Raw genomic sequence first — 18,471 nt, 5'->3', positions numbered from 1 at the left:
ATAAAAATTTAAATCACATGAAAAAAATATTGATCATATTATCTCTTTTTGGATCGTTAGGTCTTGCTGGTTGTACCGATTTGGACATTACACCAAAAAATATTGTTACTGATGAGGATCTATTGACTACTCCCGCTGGGATGGATATCTACATGGCTAGGATGTATAGTTTAATGCCTTTCGAAGATTTTAAATATATGGCCGAATGGGGTATTGAATTTAATGGCTGGTTAGCTTCTAATGGAATTGAAGGTACTGGAGAGGCTGTCAATAGGGATGGAATCACCCGATCTTTTACGGGAGAAAGAACACCGTACTGGGGTAGGGCTTTTGAATTGATACGCGATGCCAATCATCTGATTGAGACTTTGCCTAATTATAAAGATAAATTTTCACAAGAAATCTATAATCATTATTTGGGTGAAGCTTATTATGTACGAGCAACTGCTTTTTATGCTATGGCACGCAGATTTGGTGGTATACCTTTGGTCACTAAGGTTATTCAATATCCTGCTTCATCTGCCGATCTTGAAGTGGCAAGATCGAGTGAAGAAGATACTTGGAATCAAATTCTGAAAGATTATAACGAAGCTATTCAGCTCATGTTGCCTAAAAGCTTGAAATCTGGATATTCCAATAAATATGTGGCTTTGGCTTTTAAATCTGAGGCGATGCTATATGCTGGAAGTGTCGCGAAATATAATGAAACTGTATCTGGAAGATTAACAGGACTCGGACAAAAAACTGGAGTGCGTGTTATTGGTTTTGATCCTTCAAATTGGAAAGCCGCTTCTCAAAAATATTTTTTAGAGGCTTATCAGGCAGCACGAACGGTTATGGCAGAGGGAGGTTATGCACTCTATAAGAAAAAGTGGCAAGCGAATGATGCAGAAGCACAGTATCAAAATATGGTCGATATGTTTAGTGATCTGAGTAGTCCTGAAAATATTTATGTCAAAGAATATCTTTTTCCGACAACCACACATAGTTTTGATGCTTTCAGTTCTCCGTTTATATTTCGATCGCCATTATCAGCAGGAACCTGTCCTACAGTAGATTTTTTAGAGCTTTTCGACGGTTTTGACAAATATCCGAATGGTACTTTAAAAGTGACTTCAGGAAATACGAATGCTGAGGGTGATTATTTGCTGTATGACAAACCGATGGATTTGTTTAAGAATGCAGAACCTCGTTTAAGAGCTTATGTCATTTTTCCAAATGATATATTTAGAGGAAAGTCGATAGAAGTTCGTGCAGGAATTTACACGGGTCAGCTTCCAATAAAACCATTATTTAATAATTATACGTATGCTACTGCAGATACCCGTTATCAGCAACTCAGTGCCTATACCGCAAATCCTAAAACATTGTATTTGAGTCCAAGAGATGGTGGTGGTCAAGAGACTGTTGAATATCAGGGACAGCGCATGCCTGCGGCTGGGGCAAATGGTCCATTTTATGATAATGGTGAAGCTACGCTTACTGGATTTTATATACGCAAATGGTTAAATACCAATTTGTCCAAAGAAATTGGTGAGGGAAAATCTGATCAACCTTTTATTTTGATGCGTTATGCTGAAATATTATTAAATGCAGCAGAGGCTGCGGTAGAATTAAATATGCTTGGAGCAACAGCACCTGATGGAAGTGATTTCTTGCAAGTGGCAACATCTGCGGTAAATGAAATTCGCGAACGTGCAGGAGCAAAATTGTTGACGACTTCTATTGTCGGAAATAATAATGGACGAAACATCGTGCGAAAAGAACGACGTAAAGAGTTAGCATTTGAACATAAAGCGAAATGGGATTTACGTCGATGGAGAGTTTTACATTATGAAGGGAGAGACGATTTTTGGGGTGAAACTAAAGACAAAAATCAATATAGTAATAATGAGAATTTCCGTTTTAGAGGACTTTATCCCTTTTTCTCAACAGCATCAGGTAAGTATTTCTTTGATGCTAGGTTTCAGTGGGTAAGTACCAAAACATTTTCTTACACCCCATTGGATTATTATTTTGAGATTCCTGGAGGAGAGGTCGCAAAAAGTGCTGTCATCGATCAACAGCCAAATCGCTAATATTAAAAATAACAGAAAGATGAAAAATAGATTTTTTAGTATAGTAGGTATGTTGCTTTTATTAAGCTCATGCAATCTGTTTAAGGAAGACAATTATGAGATTCCGGCAGTGACATTAAAAGGCGAAGTTGTCGATGCCCAAACGGGAGAAAGTGTATTGACCGATCAAGGCAGTGAGGGTATTCGCGTTCGATTGACCGAGCTAAGCTGGGGTGACAATGTCGAACACAATCCAGATTTTTATTGTATGCCTGATGGTACCTTTCAACATACCAAGTTGTTCAAAGGTAATTATAATATAACAGTAGATGGTCCATTTATACCTTTAGTTCGCAAGGATGTGAATAATACCATCTTATCGGATGATAGTAAGAATATGGAGTTGAATGGTACACACGAAGTCAAGATGGAAGTACATCCATTCTTGAAGATCGAGTGGGTAGGAGAACCTGTTGTCAGTAACGGGAAAATTAGTGCTCAGATTCGTGTAACACGCGGTATCAATGAGCAATTTTTTAAAGATAAGATCGAACCTTTAGGTAACTATAGTGCTGATTTTTTCAATATTACGGATGTTCAATTTTTTGTGAGTTATTCTTCTACTGTTGGTTATCGTGCTCGCGATGAGCGTTGGTCAAGTAAGATCGAATATAGCGGACGTAATTTTGATCCATTACTTGGACAAATCATTAAACTGGAGTCAGTAGGAGAAATCCCAGCTGGACGTACCGTGTTTGTACGAGGAGCTTCTCGAATTAATTATGATACACCCAGAGGAAGTGGTACAAGACGATGGAATTATAACGAAGCAAAAAGAGTCGATATTCCGCAATAAGGACGGATTTAACAATACTTATATGTATTCAATATGAAAAAAACGAGCATATTAATAGCTTTGTTAGCGGCTTCGGTTTCGGTTACTGCCCAAGTAAAAGATCCAGTAAAAACTACTTTTCAAAGTTCAAGGGAGTGGCGTCCAACGATTGATAATAGAGCAGATGCCGTCATGATCTATGGTACAGGAGGAAATCCATCGGATAAATCCAAAAGAATTCCTTTTGAAGAAAGAGTAAAAACCTGGCAGGACAAGGGATATATTACGCACTTTATGACAGGTATTGCTTGGGGCGAATATCAGGACTATTTTACGGGTAAGTGGGATGGAAAGATGCATCTTGATGAAGGCCAAGTTGACGTAAAAGGAGATACCATATGGCATGGACATATGGTACCTTATATCGTTCCAACGGATAATTATCTAAAATATATTAAGGAAATGCATGTCAAGCGCGTTATTGATGCAGGTATTGACGCTATTTTTATGGAGGAACCCGAATTTTGGGCTAGAGCGGGGTACAGTGAATCATTTAAACGTGAATGGAAAAAATATTATGGTTTTGAGTGGAGGCCACAACATGAGTCTCCGGAAAATACTTACCTGGCCAATAAATTGAAGTATTGGTTGTATTTCAATGCCCTAAATGAAGTATTTACGTATGCTAAAGCGTATGGGAAATCAAAAGGAATGGATGTTAAATGTTATGTGCCGACACATTCTTTAATTAACTATTCGCAGTGGATGATTGTAAGTCCTGAAGCAAGTTTAGCTTCGTTGCCCGTTGTTGACGGTTATATCGCACAAGTCTGGACCGGAACCTCTCGTGAACCAAATTATTTTAACGGCGTTGTGAAGGAGCGTGTTTTCGAAACCGCATTTTTAGAATATGGATCAATGGAGTCCATGACTGCACCAACTGGCCGTAAGATGTTTTTCTTGACCGATCCCATAGAAGATTGGCCAAGAGATTGGGTCGATTATAAGAAAAATTATCAAGCGACTTTTACGGCACAATTGTTATATCCGAATATTGCAGATTATGAAGTCATGCCTTGGCCTGAAAGGATCTATGAAGGTTTATATAAAACCAGCATGAATAGTGATACCAAAGCTAAAATTCCAAAAGATTATGCTACGCAGATGCAAGTGATGATCAATACCTTGAATCAGATGCCAAAATCTAAAAACCAAGTTTCTGGCTCTTCAGGAATCAGTATTTTATTGGCAAACTCGCTCATGTTTCAGCGCTTTCCAACACATGCAGGATATGACGATCCACAGTTAGCTAATTTTTATGGCCTGGCACTGCCATTTCTAAAAAGGGGAGTTCCTGTAAAAACAGTTCATATTGAAAATTTAAGTTTCAAAGAAGCTTTAACAGACACCAAGGTTCTATTGATGTCCTATGCTAATATGAAGCCCTTAAGCCCCGAAGCACATCAGCATTTGGCCGATTGGGTAAAATCGGGTGGTGTGCTGGTATATAGTGGTACTGATCTTGATCCTTTCCAGACTGTTCAAGAGTGGTGGAATACGGAAGGCAATCATTATACGAGCCCGGCAGATCATTTGTTTGAAAAAATGAATATTGAGGGAGCCGCAAAGGAGGGAAGATATAACTATGGCCAAGGTTCGGTGCATATTTTACGAACAGACCCAAAAGATTATGTATTAAAACCGAATAATACAGAGCAATTGCTAGCTGTAGTCAAAGATTTATACGAAACAAAAGCTAAGGGTGGAAAATTACAATTTAAGAATAACTTTTTTCTCACCCGTGGTGTGTATGATTTAATTGCAGTTTTAGATGAAAGTGTCGATGCTAAACCCTATCAGATCAAGGGAAATTTAATAGATCTTTTTGACCCTAAGTTACCCATTTATACCAGTCGGGATGTACAAGCTGGAGAGCAATGTTTCTTTTTAAATCTAGATCGTATCCAAGATAAGCAGAAGCCTCAGGTGCTAGCAGCAGCTAGTAGAATATATGATGAGAAGATAGATGCATATCATTATTCTTTTATTGCTAAAAGTCCTATTCAGACCACTCATATTTCACGTATATTATTACCTAGAAAGCCAAAAAGCATTCTCGTCAATCAGCAAGAAGTATTTACTGAATTGAATTGGGATCAAAAAACGAAAACATATTTGCTCGGATTTGAAAATGATCCTCAAGGAGTAGCTGTAGCCATTAAATGGTAGTTTTTAACGAATAGAGCACTCCGTTGCTTTTGATTAAAAGCTAAAGATTATTTTTCGAAGACCTCATGCGTTTCACATGAGGTCTTTTTTGTGTTTGGTTAAGAATGCAGTTTTTGCTGATCTAAGAATTCAGATGGACTTACTCCAAATTGCTTTTGAAAGTTACGTGAAAAATGAGTGGCAGAGCTGTAACCCAGTAAATTGGAGATTTCATAGATTTTGAATTTTCGTTGTGCTAGCAATTCTGCGGCTTTTCGCAGCCGGGTCAGGTTAATTAATTCATTAGGAGATAGGCTCGAAACAACATTGATTTTTCGATAGAGTGTTGGTCTGCTCATACACAAGATATCGGCCATGCGGTCCACATTGAATTTCGGATCCTCCAAGTGAAGCTGAATAATATCATCCACTTTCTGTAGAAATTCCTGATCACTTGGATTTTGTCCGATACTTTGTATCTGTGATAGCGGATTACTCACGAAAAAAGCTTTTACTTTAAGCCTATTTTTTAGCAGACTAGCGATTTGAGCCTTTAGAAAAGCAGGCGAAAATGGCTTTTCAATGTAAGCATCAGCACCAAACTCCAAGCCTTGTATTTTCGATTCGATGCTGTTTTTCGCCGTCAGTAAGATGACCGGAATATGCGAGTATGCCATATTTTCTTTGATATGTTGACACAATTCATATCCATCCATTTCCGGCATCATCACATCGCTAATAATTAAATCAAAATTATCCGATTCCATCAGTTTCAAGGCTTCTACACCATTGTTGCTGGTTTGAACATGGTATTCTTCACAGAGATCATCCGCAATAAATTCCAGCAATTCTTGATGATCGTCGATTAATAAGATATTGGCTTTTGCATTTTTCATGATGATATTGAGCTTTGATTTAAAGGTATCGTTAATACAAATATGTTGAGGCAAGATTCGTCCGTGTGATAGACTATTGTACCTTGATGTTTTAAGGTGAGTGATTTTGTTAGGGCAAGTCCCAGTCCACTTCCAGAAATGCTTTTACTTCGCTTTACGCGATTAAAAGGTTCAAAAATGTGATCTTGATCTGCAGTAGGAATAATCGGACCATCATTCTTGATAGTCAGTATAAATGCATTTTTGTATGGATCACTTTTCAAACAAATTGTGATGTGTCGATCCGCATATTTTAATGCATTGTTAAGCAGATTATAACAAATTTTCTCGAAAGCATCCCGATCAATGAAAGCCGTGATATTTGGATCAATATCCTGATTAAGGACCCGGTTTTGGGCGATCAAGGTGATCAAAAAGTTATTGATGATTTCCTGTAAAATGAGACTGACATGTTGTGAATCAAAGTTTAATTTAAATCCTTCAGCCTCTACTTTTCTGAAATCCAATAATTGATTGCTCAGATCGATTAGCTTATTCGTATTATTTTCCATCGTCTGCAACAGTTTATCTATCGCAGGATTGCGGTCCACTTTATCCATTAATTTTTCCAATGGTGCTTTGATCAGCGTTAAGGGTGTTCGAATTTCATGGGCAACATCGGTATAAAAATTGATTTTAGATCGATACAATTCATGATCTCTAAGATTTTGTATGGTCAAGATATGTTGCCTGTTGCGCTGTTTTATTTTTTCATTAAAATGATGGATGATAAAAGCGACCAGTCCAATGATAATAAGTCCATATATGAAATATGCAGGTAGGCTTGCCCAGATGGGCGGCAATATTTCTATTTTTAACGTTTTAAGTTGTGGAATTGCTAGCCCATTGGGATCTTCAGCTTTAATCATAAACGTATATTTTCCTGGCGCCAGTTTGGTAAAATATGCGCGTGGATTCCCTTTGATATGATTCCATTTGTCATCTACTCCCTCCATTTTATAGCTGTAGCTTATAGAGTGCGGAGCCTGGTAATGTAGAGCTGCAAAATCGAGGCTAAACGAAGATTCGTCGTGCTTCAGCTGAATATTTTCTGTAAATAAAATTGATTTTTTCAGAATCGTAGAATCATCTGTCTGGTTTACTTCTCGATTATTGACCGTAAGATCTGTAATAAAAATAGGAGTTGTTGTGGAATAATTGATGGCATTGAGCCGCTCTGGTCTAAATCGAATCAAACCATTGATGGAGCCAAAATAGAAGTTTCCATTTTCATCATCGAACGATGAATTGTAATTGAATTGAAGCGTTGGTAAACCAGACTCCATATTATAAGTTCTTATTTTTTGATTTTTGGGATTATATCTAACCAATCCTTTTGAAGTCGCGATCCACATATTGTTTTGGTTATCTTCCAAAAATGATAAGATAACATTGCTGGGCATTCCATTTTGCATATTGATGCATTTAAATCCATTGTTATGGATTTCTTTCTTGGCCACTCCACCCTCTGTAGCGATCCAAAGCTGCTTGTTGGAATCTTCAAATAAACTATTGATCCGATTGTTCGGTAGTGCTTTGGGGTTATTGCTTTGATGCGTATAATGTTTAAAGTATTTGGTCTTCGGTTTATAGCAAAATAAACCATCACGCCAAGTTCCAATCCAAATATTACCTTCAAAATCTTCCAATATACATGTATAAAAAATATAAGCAGGTACATTTTTGATTAAGAAAAATTGCTTGGTATCCAAGTCAAACCGGTAGAGGCCACGTGTCGAAGCGGCTAAAATATCACCATTTTTTGTTTGATAAAGATGAAATATAAAATTACTTTCAAGTTCAGAATTTCGATAACTATTTCGATCTAAATGGTGAGTAACCTGTAATCTTTTTAGATCAAATATATCAAGACCATTGACAAAAGCGCCAATTAATAATTGATCTTTAATTGGTAGTAGTCCATGAATATTATTATTCGCCAATGCACTATTTTGACTGGTGAAATTTTGGATCGTATGGGTTGAAAGATCCCATTTTGAGATTCCTCCGTTTTCAGTACCCATCCAAATATTTCCCTGTTTGTCTTTTTTTATCGCTCGTACAACAGATCCTTGCAGGTTTGATGGTTGATCACCAGGTAAAATTTTCTCAATGATACTATTATGTGCATGATAATAATTGAGACCACCAAAATAAGTACCTAGCCATATCCCTTTATCTTTGTCTTGAAGTATATTATAGATCGCATCATCAGAAATCCCCCATTGATTATGCTTTTCCTTTCGTAAATTTAGGAATGTTTGAGTCGCTATTTGATAGATAAATAATCCAGATTCGGTGGCAAACCAATATTCATGATCATTTGGTTGTATAATATCGCGCACATACAAAAATTGTTTCAATTGCTTATGACCTAGTATAGACGTGATGTTTTTTTGTTTTCCATCATATAAAAAAACACCTGCTTTTGAAGTTCCGATCAATAATTCTCCGGTTTTTGTTTCGACGATTTTCTCGATGCTATACCAATCTTTCTTTTCAAATGTACTGGTAAAGTCTAGAAGTATATGAAGTTTGTCCCGTTCATCAACTTCATAGATCACGCCTTCCGGAGTGCCAAAGTATAATTTTCCTGTACCTGTGCTGCATATCGAGGTGATGTATAGATCTGAATAGGTGATTTGTTTTGTTTTCTTGTTCACGAGGTTATGCACATATAACATACCATTGGAAATAAACCATAGTCTGTGCTTACGATCAGTGGTGATCACCGGGACTTCCGTACTTCGAAATTTCTCATCCAATATTTTAAATCTTTCATAAATCGGATCATAAGAATAAATTCCTTGATCCGTACCGATCCACATGTTCTTTTGATCATCTTCTTTGAGAGAAATAATTGAATTGCTCCCAAGACTATGTGGATTTTGCTGGGATGAGGTAAACTGTTTAAAGCTATTTCCATCAAAACGATTTAAGCCATCTTTAGTACCAAACCATAAAAATCCATAACTATCTTGCATACTGCAGATCACCGCATTATTAGACAATCCTTCATTTATTTGGTAATGATTGAAATAATAAGGTTGAGCATAGGTATTCGTACAAAATAAAAGATAGGCCAAATAAAGAAGCAACAGTTTAATTTTTATCATGTCTATAATTGGTAATTGACACAAAACAGCAACATTATGAAACGATTTCGATGATCAATATTTTCTAAATTTAGGATTTTAGTACTTGCAAAGATGAAGATAAAAAATATAAAAGTAAATCATAACTTTTATATACAATTATTTCATTTATTGATCAACTAAATCGCTTAACTTGATCAATAGTATTCCCATTATAAACCTTAATCAAGCCATCAAAATAAAGTAAATATGAAGATAAAAATAAAGTATATCGGTATGGTCAGTATCCTTTTTGTTGTAGTAGGGTGTCAGCAAAAGAATGCCACTAAGGCTAAGGATGAACCCGCGATGACTATGCACATGGATAGCAACGCATTTGCAGGGAAAATAAATGATCAAGAGGTGCATTTATTTGAATTGAAAAATAAACAGGGAGTGCAGGCCTATTTGACCAATTTTGGAGCCCGTATTGTCGGTCTTTGGGTACCGGATAAACAGGGTAATTTGCGGGATGTCGTTTTAGGTTTTGCAAAAGCAAGTGATTATCATAACCCGGCCGAACCGTATTTTGGAACAATTGTCGGTCCATTTGGAAACCGGATCGCAAAAGGAACGTTTCAATTGGATGGACATGCTTACCAATTAGCCGTTAACAATGGTGTCAATACTTTACACGGCGGTTTTAATGGCGTTCATTTTGCCAATTGGACAGTAAAAGCTAAAAATGATTCATCGATCACATTTGCCTATACTTTACCAGATCGATCAGAAGGATTTCCTGGAAATATAGCGATGCAAGTAACCTACGCTCTAAATGAACAAAATGAATTGACTATTGCTTATCAGGCACAGTCGGATAAGAAAACAGTAATAAACCTCACCAATCATGCATATTTTAACTTAAATGGAGAAGGTAGTGGCTCCATATTAAATCATCAGATTAAACTATATGCTGATGAATTTACACCCGTTGATAGCACGTTGATTCCAACAGGAAAACTGGAGAAAGTAATCGGAACACCTTTTGACTTTACCGTCAAAAAAGCAATTGGTCGAGATATGAATGCTCATGATCGCCAGCTGTCTTATGGAAAGGGATATGATCATAATTTTGTTTTAAATAAACAAAAAGAAGGAGAGTGGTATAAGGCAGCTCAAGTGGTAGGCGATCAATCCGGAATTGTGATGGATATTTTGACCGAAGAACCAGGAATTCAATTTTATAGTGGCAATTTTATGAATGAAAAAGTACAATTGAAAAATGGTAAAAAAGACTCGTTCAGAACGGCATTTTGTTTAGAGCCACAACATTTTCCAGATTCCCCCAATCAACCTAATTTTCCTTCAACAGTGTTACTTCCCGGTCAGATCTATAAGACAAAATCGCTGTATCGATTTTCCGTTCAGTGATGAGCGCTGTTTTTTCAATCATCGAACCAAACACTTTTCCTATAAAGGAAAGTGCTTTTTCAGGTATTCATTGGAAAAGGTTTTACCTGATATCAGCAAATGATACAAATACGCACATTATTGAGAAGATAAGCAAGCTAAATTGCCCTGTTAAATCTTAAATTTGGATAACCAGTAATTAAACACAGTAACCTTATAAGAGGTCCATTATTATCACTCATATACCAGTATTAAAAATGTGTGGAGTAGGAACATAGAATAACTTAAAAACGAGTTGTTGGTTCCAAAATTAAACTTGTTATGATCACAAAAAAAATAGTTTTTTTAGTTTTTTCAGTATGTATTTGGATTTCGACATCCGCTCAAAAAGGATCTGTTGCAGTTGTTGAACAGTTGCCTGTAAACGGGAAAAACAGCAATTATATCAATAATAGGTTACCACTAAAGCAAAATGTACTACTCAAAATTCCTGTAGGTAATATTGTTCCTATGGGTTGGCTGGGTAAATATTTAGCATTGCAAAAAGAGGGATTGACAGGGCATTTAGGAGAGATCAGTGCTTGGTTGTCCAAGAAAAATAATGCCTGGTTGAGTCCCGATGGCAAAGGTGATTTTGGATGGGAAGAAGTTCCCTATTGGTTAAAAGGGTATGCGCATCTGGGCTATATCTTAAAAGATCCTAAAATTTTGGCTGAATCTAAAATTTGGTTAGAAGGCGCTATTCAAAGTCAGCGTCCCGATGGCTACTTTGGTCCTTTGATCCTAAGGAACAATAAGCCCGATTTATGGGGCAATATGATCATGCTTTGGTGCCTACAATCTTATTATGAATACAGTCCTGATCCTCGGGTACTCGATCTGATGACCAAATATTTCAAATGGCAGCTGCAACTTCCAGATAGCTTCTTTTTAAAGGATTATTGGGAGAATAGCCGTGGCGGAGACAATTTGCTGTCCGTATACTGGTTATACAATCGCACCCAAGGAAATGAATGGCTGATGCAATTGGCTGATAAAATTCACCGCAATACCGCAAATTGGAAACAGATGAATGATTTACCCAATTGGCATAATGTGAATGTTGCACAATGTTTTCGTGAGCCAGCAACTTATTATTTAAAAAGTCAATCTCCAGATGATTTGAAAGCTACCTACGACAATTTTCATTTTGTCAGACAGGTGTTTGGGCAGGTACCTGGTGGTATGTTTGGAGCGGATGAAAATGCCCGTCCAGGTTATACCGATCCACGACAAGGAGTCGAAACCTGTGGGATGGTCGAGCAGATGGCTTCCAATGAAATTTTACTAGGTATCACTGGAGATCCTTTTTGGGCAGATCACGCAGAAGATGTCGCATTCAACACCTATCCTGCAGCAGTAACCGCAGATTTTAAGGCATTACGTTATATTACAAGTCCCAATATGAGTTTGAGCGATAGTCGCAACCATGCTCCGGGGATTGATAATAGTGGACCATTTTTGATGATGAATCCCTTTAGTTCCAGATGTTGCCAGCATAATCATAGCCAAGGTTGGCCCTACTATGCCGAACACCTATATATGGGCACAAATGATAATGGGGTCGCAGCAGTGCTTTATGCAGCATCCAAAGCAGACGTGAAAGTCGCTAATAATCAACGTGTACATATTCAGCAAGAAACCAATTATCCATTCGACGAGACGATTTCATTTAAAATAACAACAACGTCCAAGCAAGTAGAGTTTCCCTTTTATCTGCGCATTCCTGCCTGGACAAAAGATATGAAGCTTAAAATCAATGGTAAAACTACTGATATCGTCGGCAATGGAAAGTATATCAAAGTAGATCGTATGTGGAAAGATGGTGATCTGATGGAGTTGGTCTTGCCTATGGAAATCCAAGTTAAACAATGGGCTGCAAATAAAAACTCGGTCAGTATCAATCGAGGACCGTTGACCTACGCTTTGAAAATAAAAGAAAATTATATACAGAAAGACAGTAAGCAATCGGCTATAGGGGATTCCAAATGGCAAGAGACTGCTGATCCGTCCAAATGGCCTTCTTTTGAAATACTTCCGCAGAGCGATTGGAACTATGGGTTAGTACCCGAGCAATTGACAGATTTAAAGCAATTAAAAGTTGTAAAAAAAGCATGGCCAAAAGATGGATTTCCCTTTGAAGCCCATGCTGTACCCATTTCAATTCTGGTGAAAGCGAAGATAATACCCGAATGGAAGATCGATGCGCATGGACTGACTGCTGTGTTGCCTCTCAGTCCAGTAAGTACCGAAACAAAAATACAGGAAGTGGAATTGATTCCAATGGGAGCAGCACGATTACGGATCGCAGCTTTTCCAACTGTAAAATAGTAATAGATAGATTTTAATGATTACACCTTTATGATGATGAAGAAAACCTTATTATTTGCAAGCTTATTGATGACCGTACAGATGAACTTTGCACAAGATTGGAAACCTGCAGGTTCGCGTATTTTAACTTCTTGGGGAGAACAAGTGAATGTTCAAAAACCTCATCCCGAATATCCAAGACCACAGCTTGTGCGCTCAAACAATTGGCAAAATCTAAATGGACTTTGGAAGTATGCCATCACAGCTGTTGGTGCCACGGAAATTCCAACCCAATGGGAAGGTGATATCTTGGTGCCTTTTGCCGTTGAATCAGCGTTGTCTGGTGTAGGAAAAGAAGTAGGTAAGGATAAAGCATTGTGGTATAGCAATAGCATTACTTTAGATAAAGCGGTTCAAAAAAATAAAGTTCTATTACATTTTGGTGCGGTAGATTGGCAGTGTGATGTATTTGTCAATAAACAATTGGTCGGCAGACATGAAGGTGGATTCGATCCCTTTACGATGGATATTTCTACATTTCTTAAAAAAGGAACCAAACAAGATATTGCTATTCGGGTATGGGATCCGACAGATGATGGCCCTCAACCGCGCGGAAAACAGGTGAATCATCCCAATGGAATCTGGTACACCCCAGTGACGGGGATATGGCAAACGGTTTGGTTAGAGAGTGTTCCACAAAGTCACATCGTCAGTACCAAGCAAACTCCGGACTTAGATGAAGGAAATTTGACATTTGAGGCTTTAGTGGCCGTCAGTCAACCAGGTGACCAGATTAAAGTAAAAGCCTTAGATGGTAATCGGGTTATGCAGGAACAATCGGGTGAACCCAACCAGGCGTTTACCATGGCTATTCCAAATGCTGAATCGTGGTCTCCTTCCAATCCAAAGCTTTATGATCTAGAAATTCAACTGCTGCGAAAAGGTAAGCTGATCGATCAGGTAAAAAGTTATTTTGCGATGCGTAAGATATCGATGCAAAAGGATAAAGACGGTATTCAACGATTAATGCTTAATAATAAATTTACATTTCAATATGGACCTTTGGATCAAGGTTGGTGGCCAGACGGCTTGCATACTGCACCATCTGATGAAGCGTTAAAATTTGATGTCGTCAAGACTAAGGAAATGGGATTTAATATGATCCGAAAACATATTAAGGTGGAGCCAGCACGTTGGTACCGTCACTGCGACAGTATTGGTATGTTGGTGTGGCAAGATATGCCAAGTGGTGATCTTGGAGGCAATAACTGGGATATGCAACCGGGAAAAATTTCAGGAGGTGATCGTGACAAAACCCGATCAGCAATATCAGAACAATATTATCGCAAAGAATGGAAAGCGATTATGGAAGTGTTGCATAACTTCCCAAGTATTGTCATCTGGGTACCTTTCAATGAAGCATGGGGACAATTTAAGACTAAGGAAATTACAGAATGGACCATGGCAAATGACCCCTCTCGTTTGGTCAACAGTGCTAGCGGTGGCAATTTCATGGAAACAGGACATATACTCGACATCCACAATTATCCTGATGCCGCCATGCCCGATCCGTCTTTATTTGGAGCCAACCAAGTATTAGCATTAGGAGAATTTGGCGGCTTAGGTTTACCCGTAGAAGGTCATTCTTGGCAGCAAAAGGACAACTGGGGGTATCAAAGTTTTAAAAACAAAACAGAGCTACTGGACCGGTATAAAAGACTCATCCATGATTTAAACCGCTTAATTCCAATGGGACTATCAGCTGCCGTTTATACACAGACCACAGATGTAGAAGTGGAAACAAATGGGCTCATGACCTATGATCGGAAAGTAATGAAAATGCCAGAAAGTGAACTGAAGGCAATTCATAAGCCGCTATATGATTTTGTACTTAAACGTTAGTGTTATCGTTCAACTCACCTGAATATTATGCAGTTAAAGCATGCTCATATACGTTGGTGGATTTTAAATCTACAGCTATCTTAGGTGAGTACTTCATCAAAATAGGAGCAGACAAGGAAAAAAAGTAAAACAGATTTAGATAGGTTGGTTTGTAGGACCTTGCGCATACCTGTATGCAGCAAGGTTCTTTTTTTGACCACGTATTTTAAGACATCAAATAAATCAGGGATCATATGAATCAAGCAAATATTATCGGACGTTGTTTAGTCGTTATTGTTTATTTTTCGATTTCATGCAATAGCTTAGGACATAGGGAACGAAATTCAACAGATAGCAAGATTACGAACAAGGGTGGTGCGACATATCTGAATCCAGTATTTGAACCCATACTTGCAGATCCAACGGTGATCAAGGAACCTGAGACCCCTTATTTCTATGCATATGGCACCGCAGATAATTGGGGAGATCAACGCGGAGAACGTCTCGTATCTATACTACAATCCAAAGATCTAGTTCATTGGAAATGGATAGGCACCGCCTTTCAACAGAAACCATCTTGGAAAGCTTCAGGAGGAATCTGGGCCCCTGATGTTGTCAAGGTAAAAAACAAATACCTGCTTTACTATGCCTTTTCCACTTGGGGAGACCCCAATCCGGGCATTGGTGTTGCGGTTGCAGATCGACCCGTTGGTCCATTCTTAGATCAGGGTAAACTATTCGATAGTCAGGAGATTCAGGTTCCCAATTCTATAGATCCACATTTCTTTGCCGATCAGGGTACTAATTATCTTTTCTGGGGAAGTTTTAGCGATGCCCACACGCAAGGCACGTATGGAATTCCACTTACACAGGACGGACTACATGTTTCTGATTTACAGCAAAAGTTTAAGATAGCTGCTGGAGATTTTGAAGCTGTTATGATTCACAAACGAAAAGGGTATTACTATTTCTTTGGTTCAAAAGGTTCTTGTTGTGAAGGCGCTAAGAGTACTTATCATATACTGGTGGGATGTTCAAAAAAATTGCAAGGCCCTTATTATGACAAAGAGGGGCGAGATTTAAAAAACAGGGGTGCTGGCACACTATTACTTCAGGGTAATGACCATTTTGTGGGCACGGGCCACAATTCAAGGATCATCACCGATGACAACGGTATCGACTGGATGCTGTACCATGGTATAGATCCCAAGCAAAGTCGAGTTTCTTCAGGAGGTAATAGGCGAGTTTTACTTTTAGATCAGATCAGCTGGATCGCAGATTGGCCCGTAGTGGAAAATCAAACCAGTAGCCATATGACCAGAGCAGCACCTTTTTTTAAATCGATATTATAATCGGTATGAACCAACATGATCGATGACCCCTTCGTCGATTTTCAAAAGCAACAAGCTCATGTATATGGTCGATGTGCTCAAAACAGATGAATGAAATGCCTGTTTTGATTATGTTCAATTAAATAAAGCTCTAGCTTTCATCTAGAATGATTAAAGACAATATTCAGGGTTTCCAGCATCCATTTCCTTCTCAATAATAGGGAAATGGATTTTTATTTTATACAGGGTTTTACCTCTCATGGACAGGTATGATACTAATAAGCAGACTATTGAGATAAATTGATAGTATCAATTTTATTACATTGATTATTTTTGATTAATCAATTATAGAATTAAACCTTCTGAAATCCATTTAGAGATTTATGTATGCCGTAAGCTATTTGTTATGAACAAGAAGCAACTTTTATAGATGTATATGCCGCTTTTTTGGACGCAGGCATATGCTGTAAAAAACGAGTATGAATCAGTACACTGATCTGATTTTGAGGAGATTAATTTTTGAAAGGAAATTACAAAAATAACAGATTATAAATCGTCGAGTTGAAGCCGTTATCAGGTCTTTTTTTTAACATCACAAGCTAATACCATTTAGCTTTATAGTATTAACCAATTATGCAGATATCAATTTTAAACGCCTCTTGGAAAAGAGCTTTGTCGATACGGTCATACGTTCGTCCCAAAGAAGATGAAACAAAATTGTTTATGACACCACCTTAATATCAGCATATCACACCATAGTGAGTACATCTTTCATTTATATGAATGATTTATTCACTCATCAGATCATACGAAGATAAGTTTTTATCCTCGATCATCGGGTTTGTTAGGAAGAAAGTAAAATGATATGGCCATTCCTCAAAACTCGAACATAAATTTTAACCAAATTATATTTTATGATAACTAACCAATTTATTAAAAGCAATAGGTGGTTCCTCAGCACTCTGCTATGGGCATTTATACTCCTTAGTTTTGGATTAGTGGGCTGTAAGGATGATAATAAGAACGTCATCGAGACCATACCCTTTGATCCATCTAAACCTGTCGTGGTATCCGATTTTAGTCCTAAATCGGGAGGTATGGGGCAACGACTCGTGATCTATGGGCAAAATTTTGGAAATGACCCGACCCATGTACACGTACTTATTGGCGGAAAAGAGGCAAAAGTAATCAGTGTACTCGGAAAGTCACTCTACTGCCTAGTTCCAAGACAAGCCTTTCATGGCGACATTGAGGTCAGGGTCGGAGATCCAGCTCAACAGGTTGTAGGCAAATCTGCAAAACCTTTTGACTATCAACGCAAAATGGTTGTGTCTACCGTGATAGGGTACCGAAACTCACGTGGTGATGAACCATGGAGGGACGGGAAATTTAAAGATGCCGACCAAAGTAAAATGGCGAGTGGATTCTGGGAGCCTTCTTTTATGAAATTTGATCCCGTCAATCCCAAGCATCTTTGGATGACATTTGACAACAATAATGGACTTTACTTGATCAATTTTGAGGATAGTACCGTAACCAAAAAGCGTTCAGATTTTGACCGTCCCCGTAGTATCGATTTTACGATTGATCATAAATATATGATTATAGCAGAAGACCGTGGTGGAGAAAATGACCGTGCGACGTACAGGTTATCGCGTGATCGACAATGGCAGGATAGAGAAGTACTCACCACCTATCGGCAGTGCAATGGAGCCTCTGTTCATCCCGTTAATGGAGAAATGTACTTCAATAGCTACGAGAAGGGACAATTTTTTCGCTTCGATCTCAATAAATATTTTAATCAAGGACTCGGTGTCAAAGATTTTGAACAGTTATTTGTCGTTCACGATCCGCAATGGGAATATAAGATTTTGATCCATCCGACAGGCAACTACGCATACATTGTGGTCATCAACCAGCACTATATTCTTCGTGTGGATTACAATTGGGACAAAAAACAATTCAATCAACCGTATTTAGTTTGTGGACAACTTAGAGGAGCAGGTTATGAAGATGCGGTAGGTTCATCTGCCCGACTGAGAAATCCTTATCAGGGAGTCTTTGTCAAAAATCCAAAATATGTCGCTGATGGCAAAACCGATGAATATGATTTCTATTTTACAGATCAACAGAATCATGCTATCCGTATCCTGAAACCAGATGGGAGTGTGACCACTTTTGCAGGACGAGGCAGTTCCAGTATAAATGCTAATCCATATGGTTATGTGGATGGAGATCTGAGGCAGGAAGCACGTTTTGACAGACCTTCCGGTATCGCTTATAATGAAGCCGAAGGTGCATTTTACATTGGAGATCAATCAAATCGCCGAATACGTAAAATAGCACTTGAAGAAATGGATCAAAGTATTAACGAATAATCAGTGGTTTTCA

10 protein-coding genes are annotated in these 18,471 nt (G+C 38.1%); 8 read left to right on the top strand and 2 right to left on the bottom strand.

The genetic code is table 11. The features are described from left to right. The first annotated feature begins 17 nt into the window (after nucleotides 1–17). The 3 genes from AC06G9_RS15110 to AC06G9_RS15100 are packed head-to-tail and all read left to right on the top strand — an operon-like array spanning nucleotide 18 to nucleotide 5,121. Nucleotides 18–2,078 carry a RagB/SusD family nutrient uptake outer membrane protein gene (locus tag AC06G9_RS15110; RefSeq protein WP_281046931.1) on the top strand — a complete coding sequence of 687 codons (2,061 nt, stop codon included), beginning with the start codon at nucleotides 18–20 and terminating at the stop codon, nucleotides 2,076–2,078. A gap of 19 nt (nucleotides 2,079–2,097) precedes the next feature. Next, nucleotides 2,098–2,913: a DUF3823 domain-containing protein gene (locus AC06G9_RS15105; RefSeq protein WP_346572329.1), complete on the top strand. Its 816-nt coding sequence runs from the start codon at nucleotides 2,098–2,100 to the stop codon at nucleotides 2,911–2,913. 33 nt (nucleotides 2,914–2,946) lie between these two features. Further along, entirely contained in the window at nucleotides 2,947–5,121 is a 2,175-nt protein-coding gene (locus tag AC06G9_RS15100) for a hypothetical protein (protein ID WP_480956607.1), read from the top strand. A gap of 98 nt (nucleotides 5,122–5,219) precedes the next feature. On the opposite strand, the gene AC06G9_RS15095 is transcribed toward AC06G9_RS15100, so the two are convergent. Both AC06G9_RS15095 and AC06G9_RS15090 read right to left on the bottom strand, forming a co-directional pair. Continuing rightward, nucleotides 5,220–5,996: a response regulator transcription factor gene (locus AC06G9_RS15095; protein WP_094772470.1), complete on the bottom strand. Its 777-nt coding sequence runs from the start codon at nucleotides 5,994–5,996 to the stop codon at nucleotides 5,220–5,222. Continuing rightward, entirely contained in the window at nucleotides 5,993–9,151 is a 3,159-nt protein-coding gene (locus tag AC06G9_RS15090) for a two-component regulator propeller domain-containing protein (RefSeq protein ID WP_480956606.1), read from the bottom strand. The genes AC06G9_RS15095 and AC06G9_RS15090 overlap by 4 nt, the downstream gene beginning before the upstream one ends. 228 nt (nucleotides 9,152–9,379) lie before the next feature. On the opposite strand from AC06G9_RS15090, the gene AC06G9_RS15085 reads away from it, so the two are divergent. From AC06G9_RS15085 to AC06G9_RS15065, 5 genes are all read left to right on the top strand, one after another. Further along, entirely contained in the window at nucleotides 9,380–10,540 is a 1,161-nt protein-coding gene (locus AC06G9_RS15085; RefSeq protein ID WP_480956605.1) for an aldose epimerase family protein, read from the top strand. Between the two features lie 300 nt (nucleotides 10,541–10,840). After that, complete coding sequence (locus AC06G9_RS15080; RefSeq protein WP_248753208.1) at nucleotides 10,841–12,889, top strand: beta-L-arabinofuranosidase domain-containing protein; 2,049 nt, start codon at nucleotides 10,841–10,843, stop codon at nucleotides 12,887–12,889. Between the two features lie 30 nt (nucleotides 12,890–12,919). Then, entirely contained in the window at nucleotides 12,920–14,770 is a 1,851-nt protein-coding gene (locus AC06G9_RS15075; RefSeq protein ID WP_349681568.1) for a glycoside hydrolase family 2 protein, read from the top strand. Nucleotides 14,771–15,003: 233 nt separating this feature from the next. Then, entirely contained in the window at nucleotides 15,004–16,101 is a 1,098-nt protein-coding gene (locus AC06G9_RS15070; protein WP_480956604.1) for a family 43 glycosylhydrolase, read from the top strand. Between the two features lie 893 nt (nucleotides 16,102–16,994). Continuing rightward, nucleotides 16,995–18,458, top strand: a complete 1,464-nt coding sequence (locus tag AC06G9_RS15065) for an IPT/TIG domain-containing protein (RefSeq protein ID WP_480956603.1) — start codon at nucleotides 16,995–16,997, stop codon at nucleotides 18,456–18,458. Nucleotides 18,459–18,471 lie beyond the last annotated feature (13 nt).

It is taken from the genome of Sphingobacterium sp. MAE (assembly GCF_056711605.1).
The sequence above is the reverse complement of the archived record's forward strand: the minus strand, read 5'-3'. Positions and strand labels throughout refer to the sequence as shown.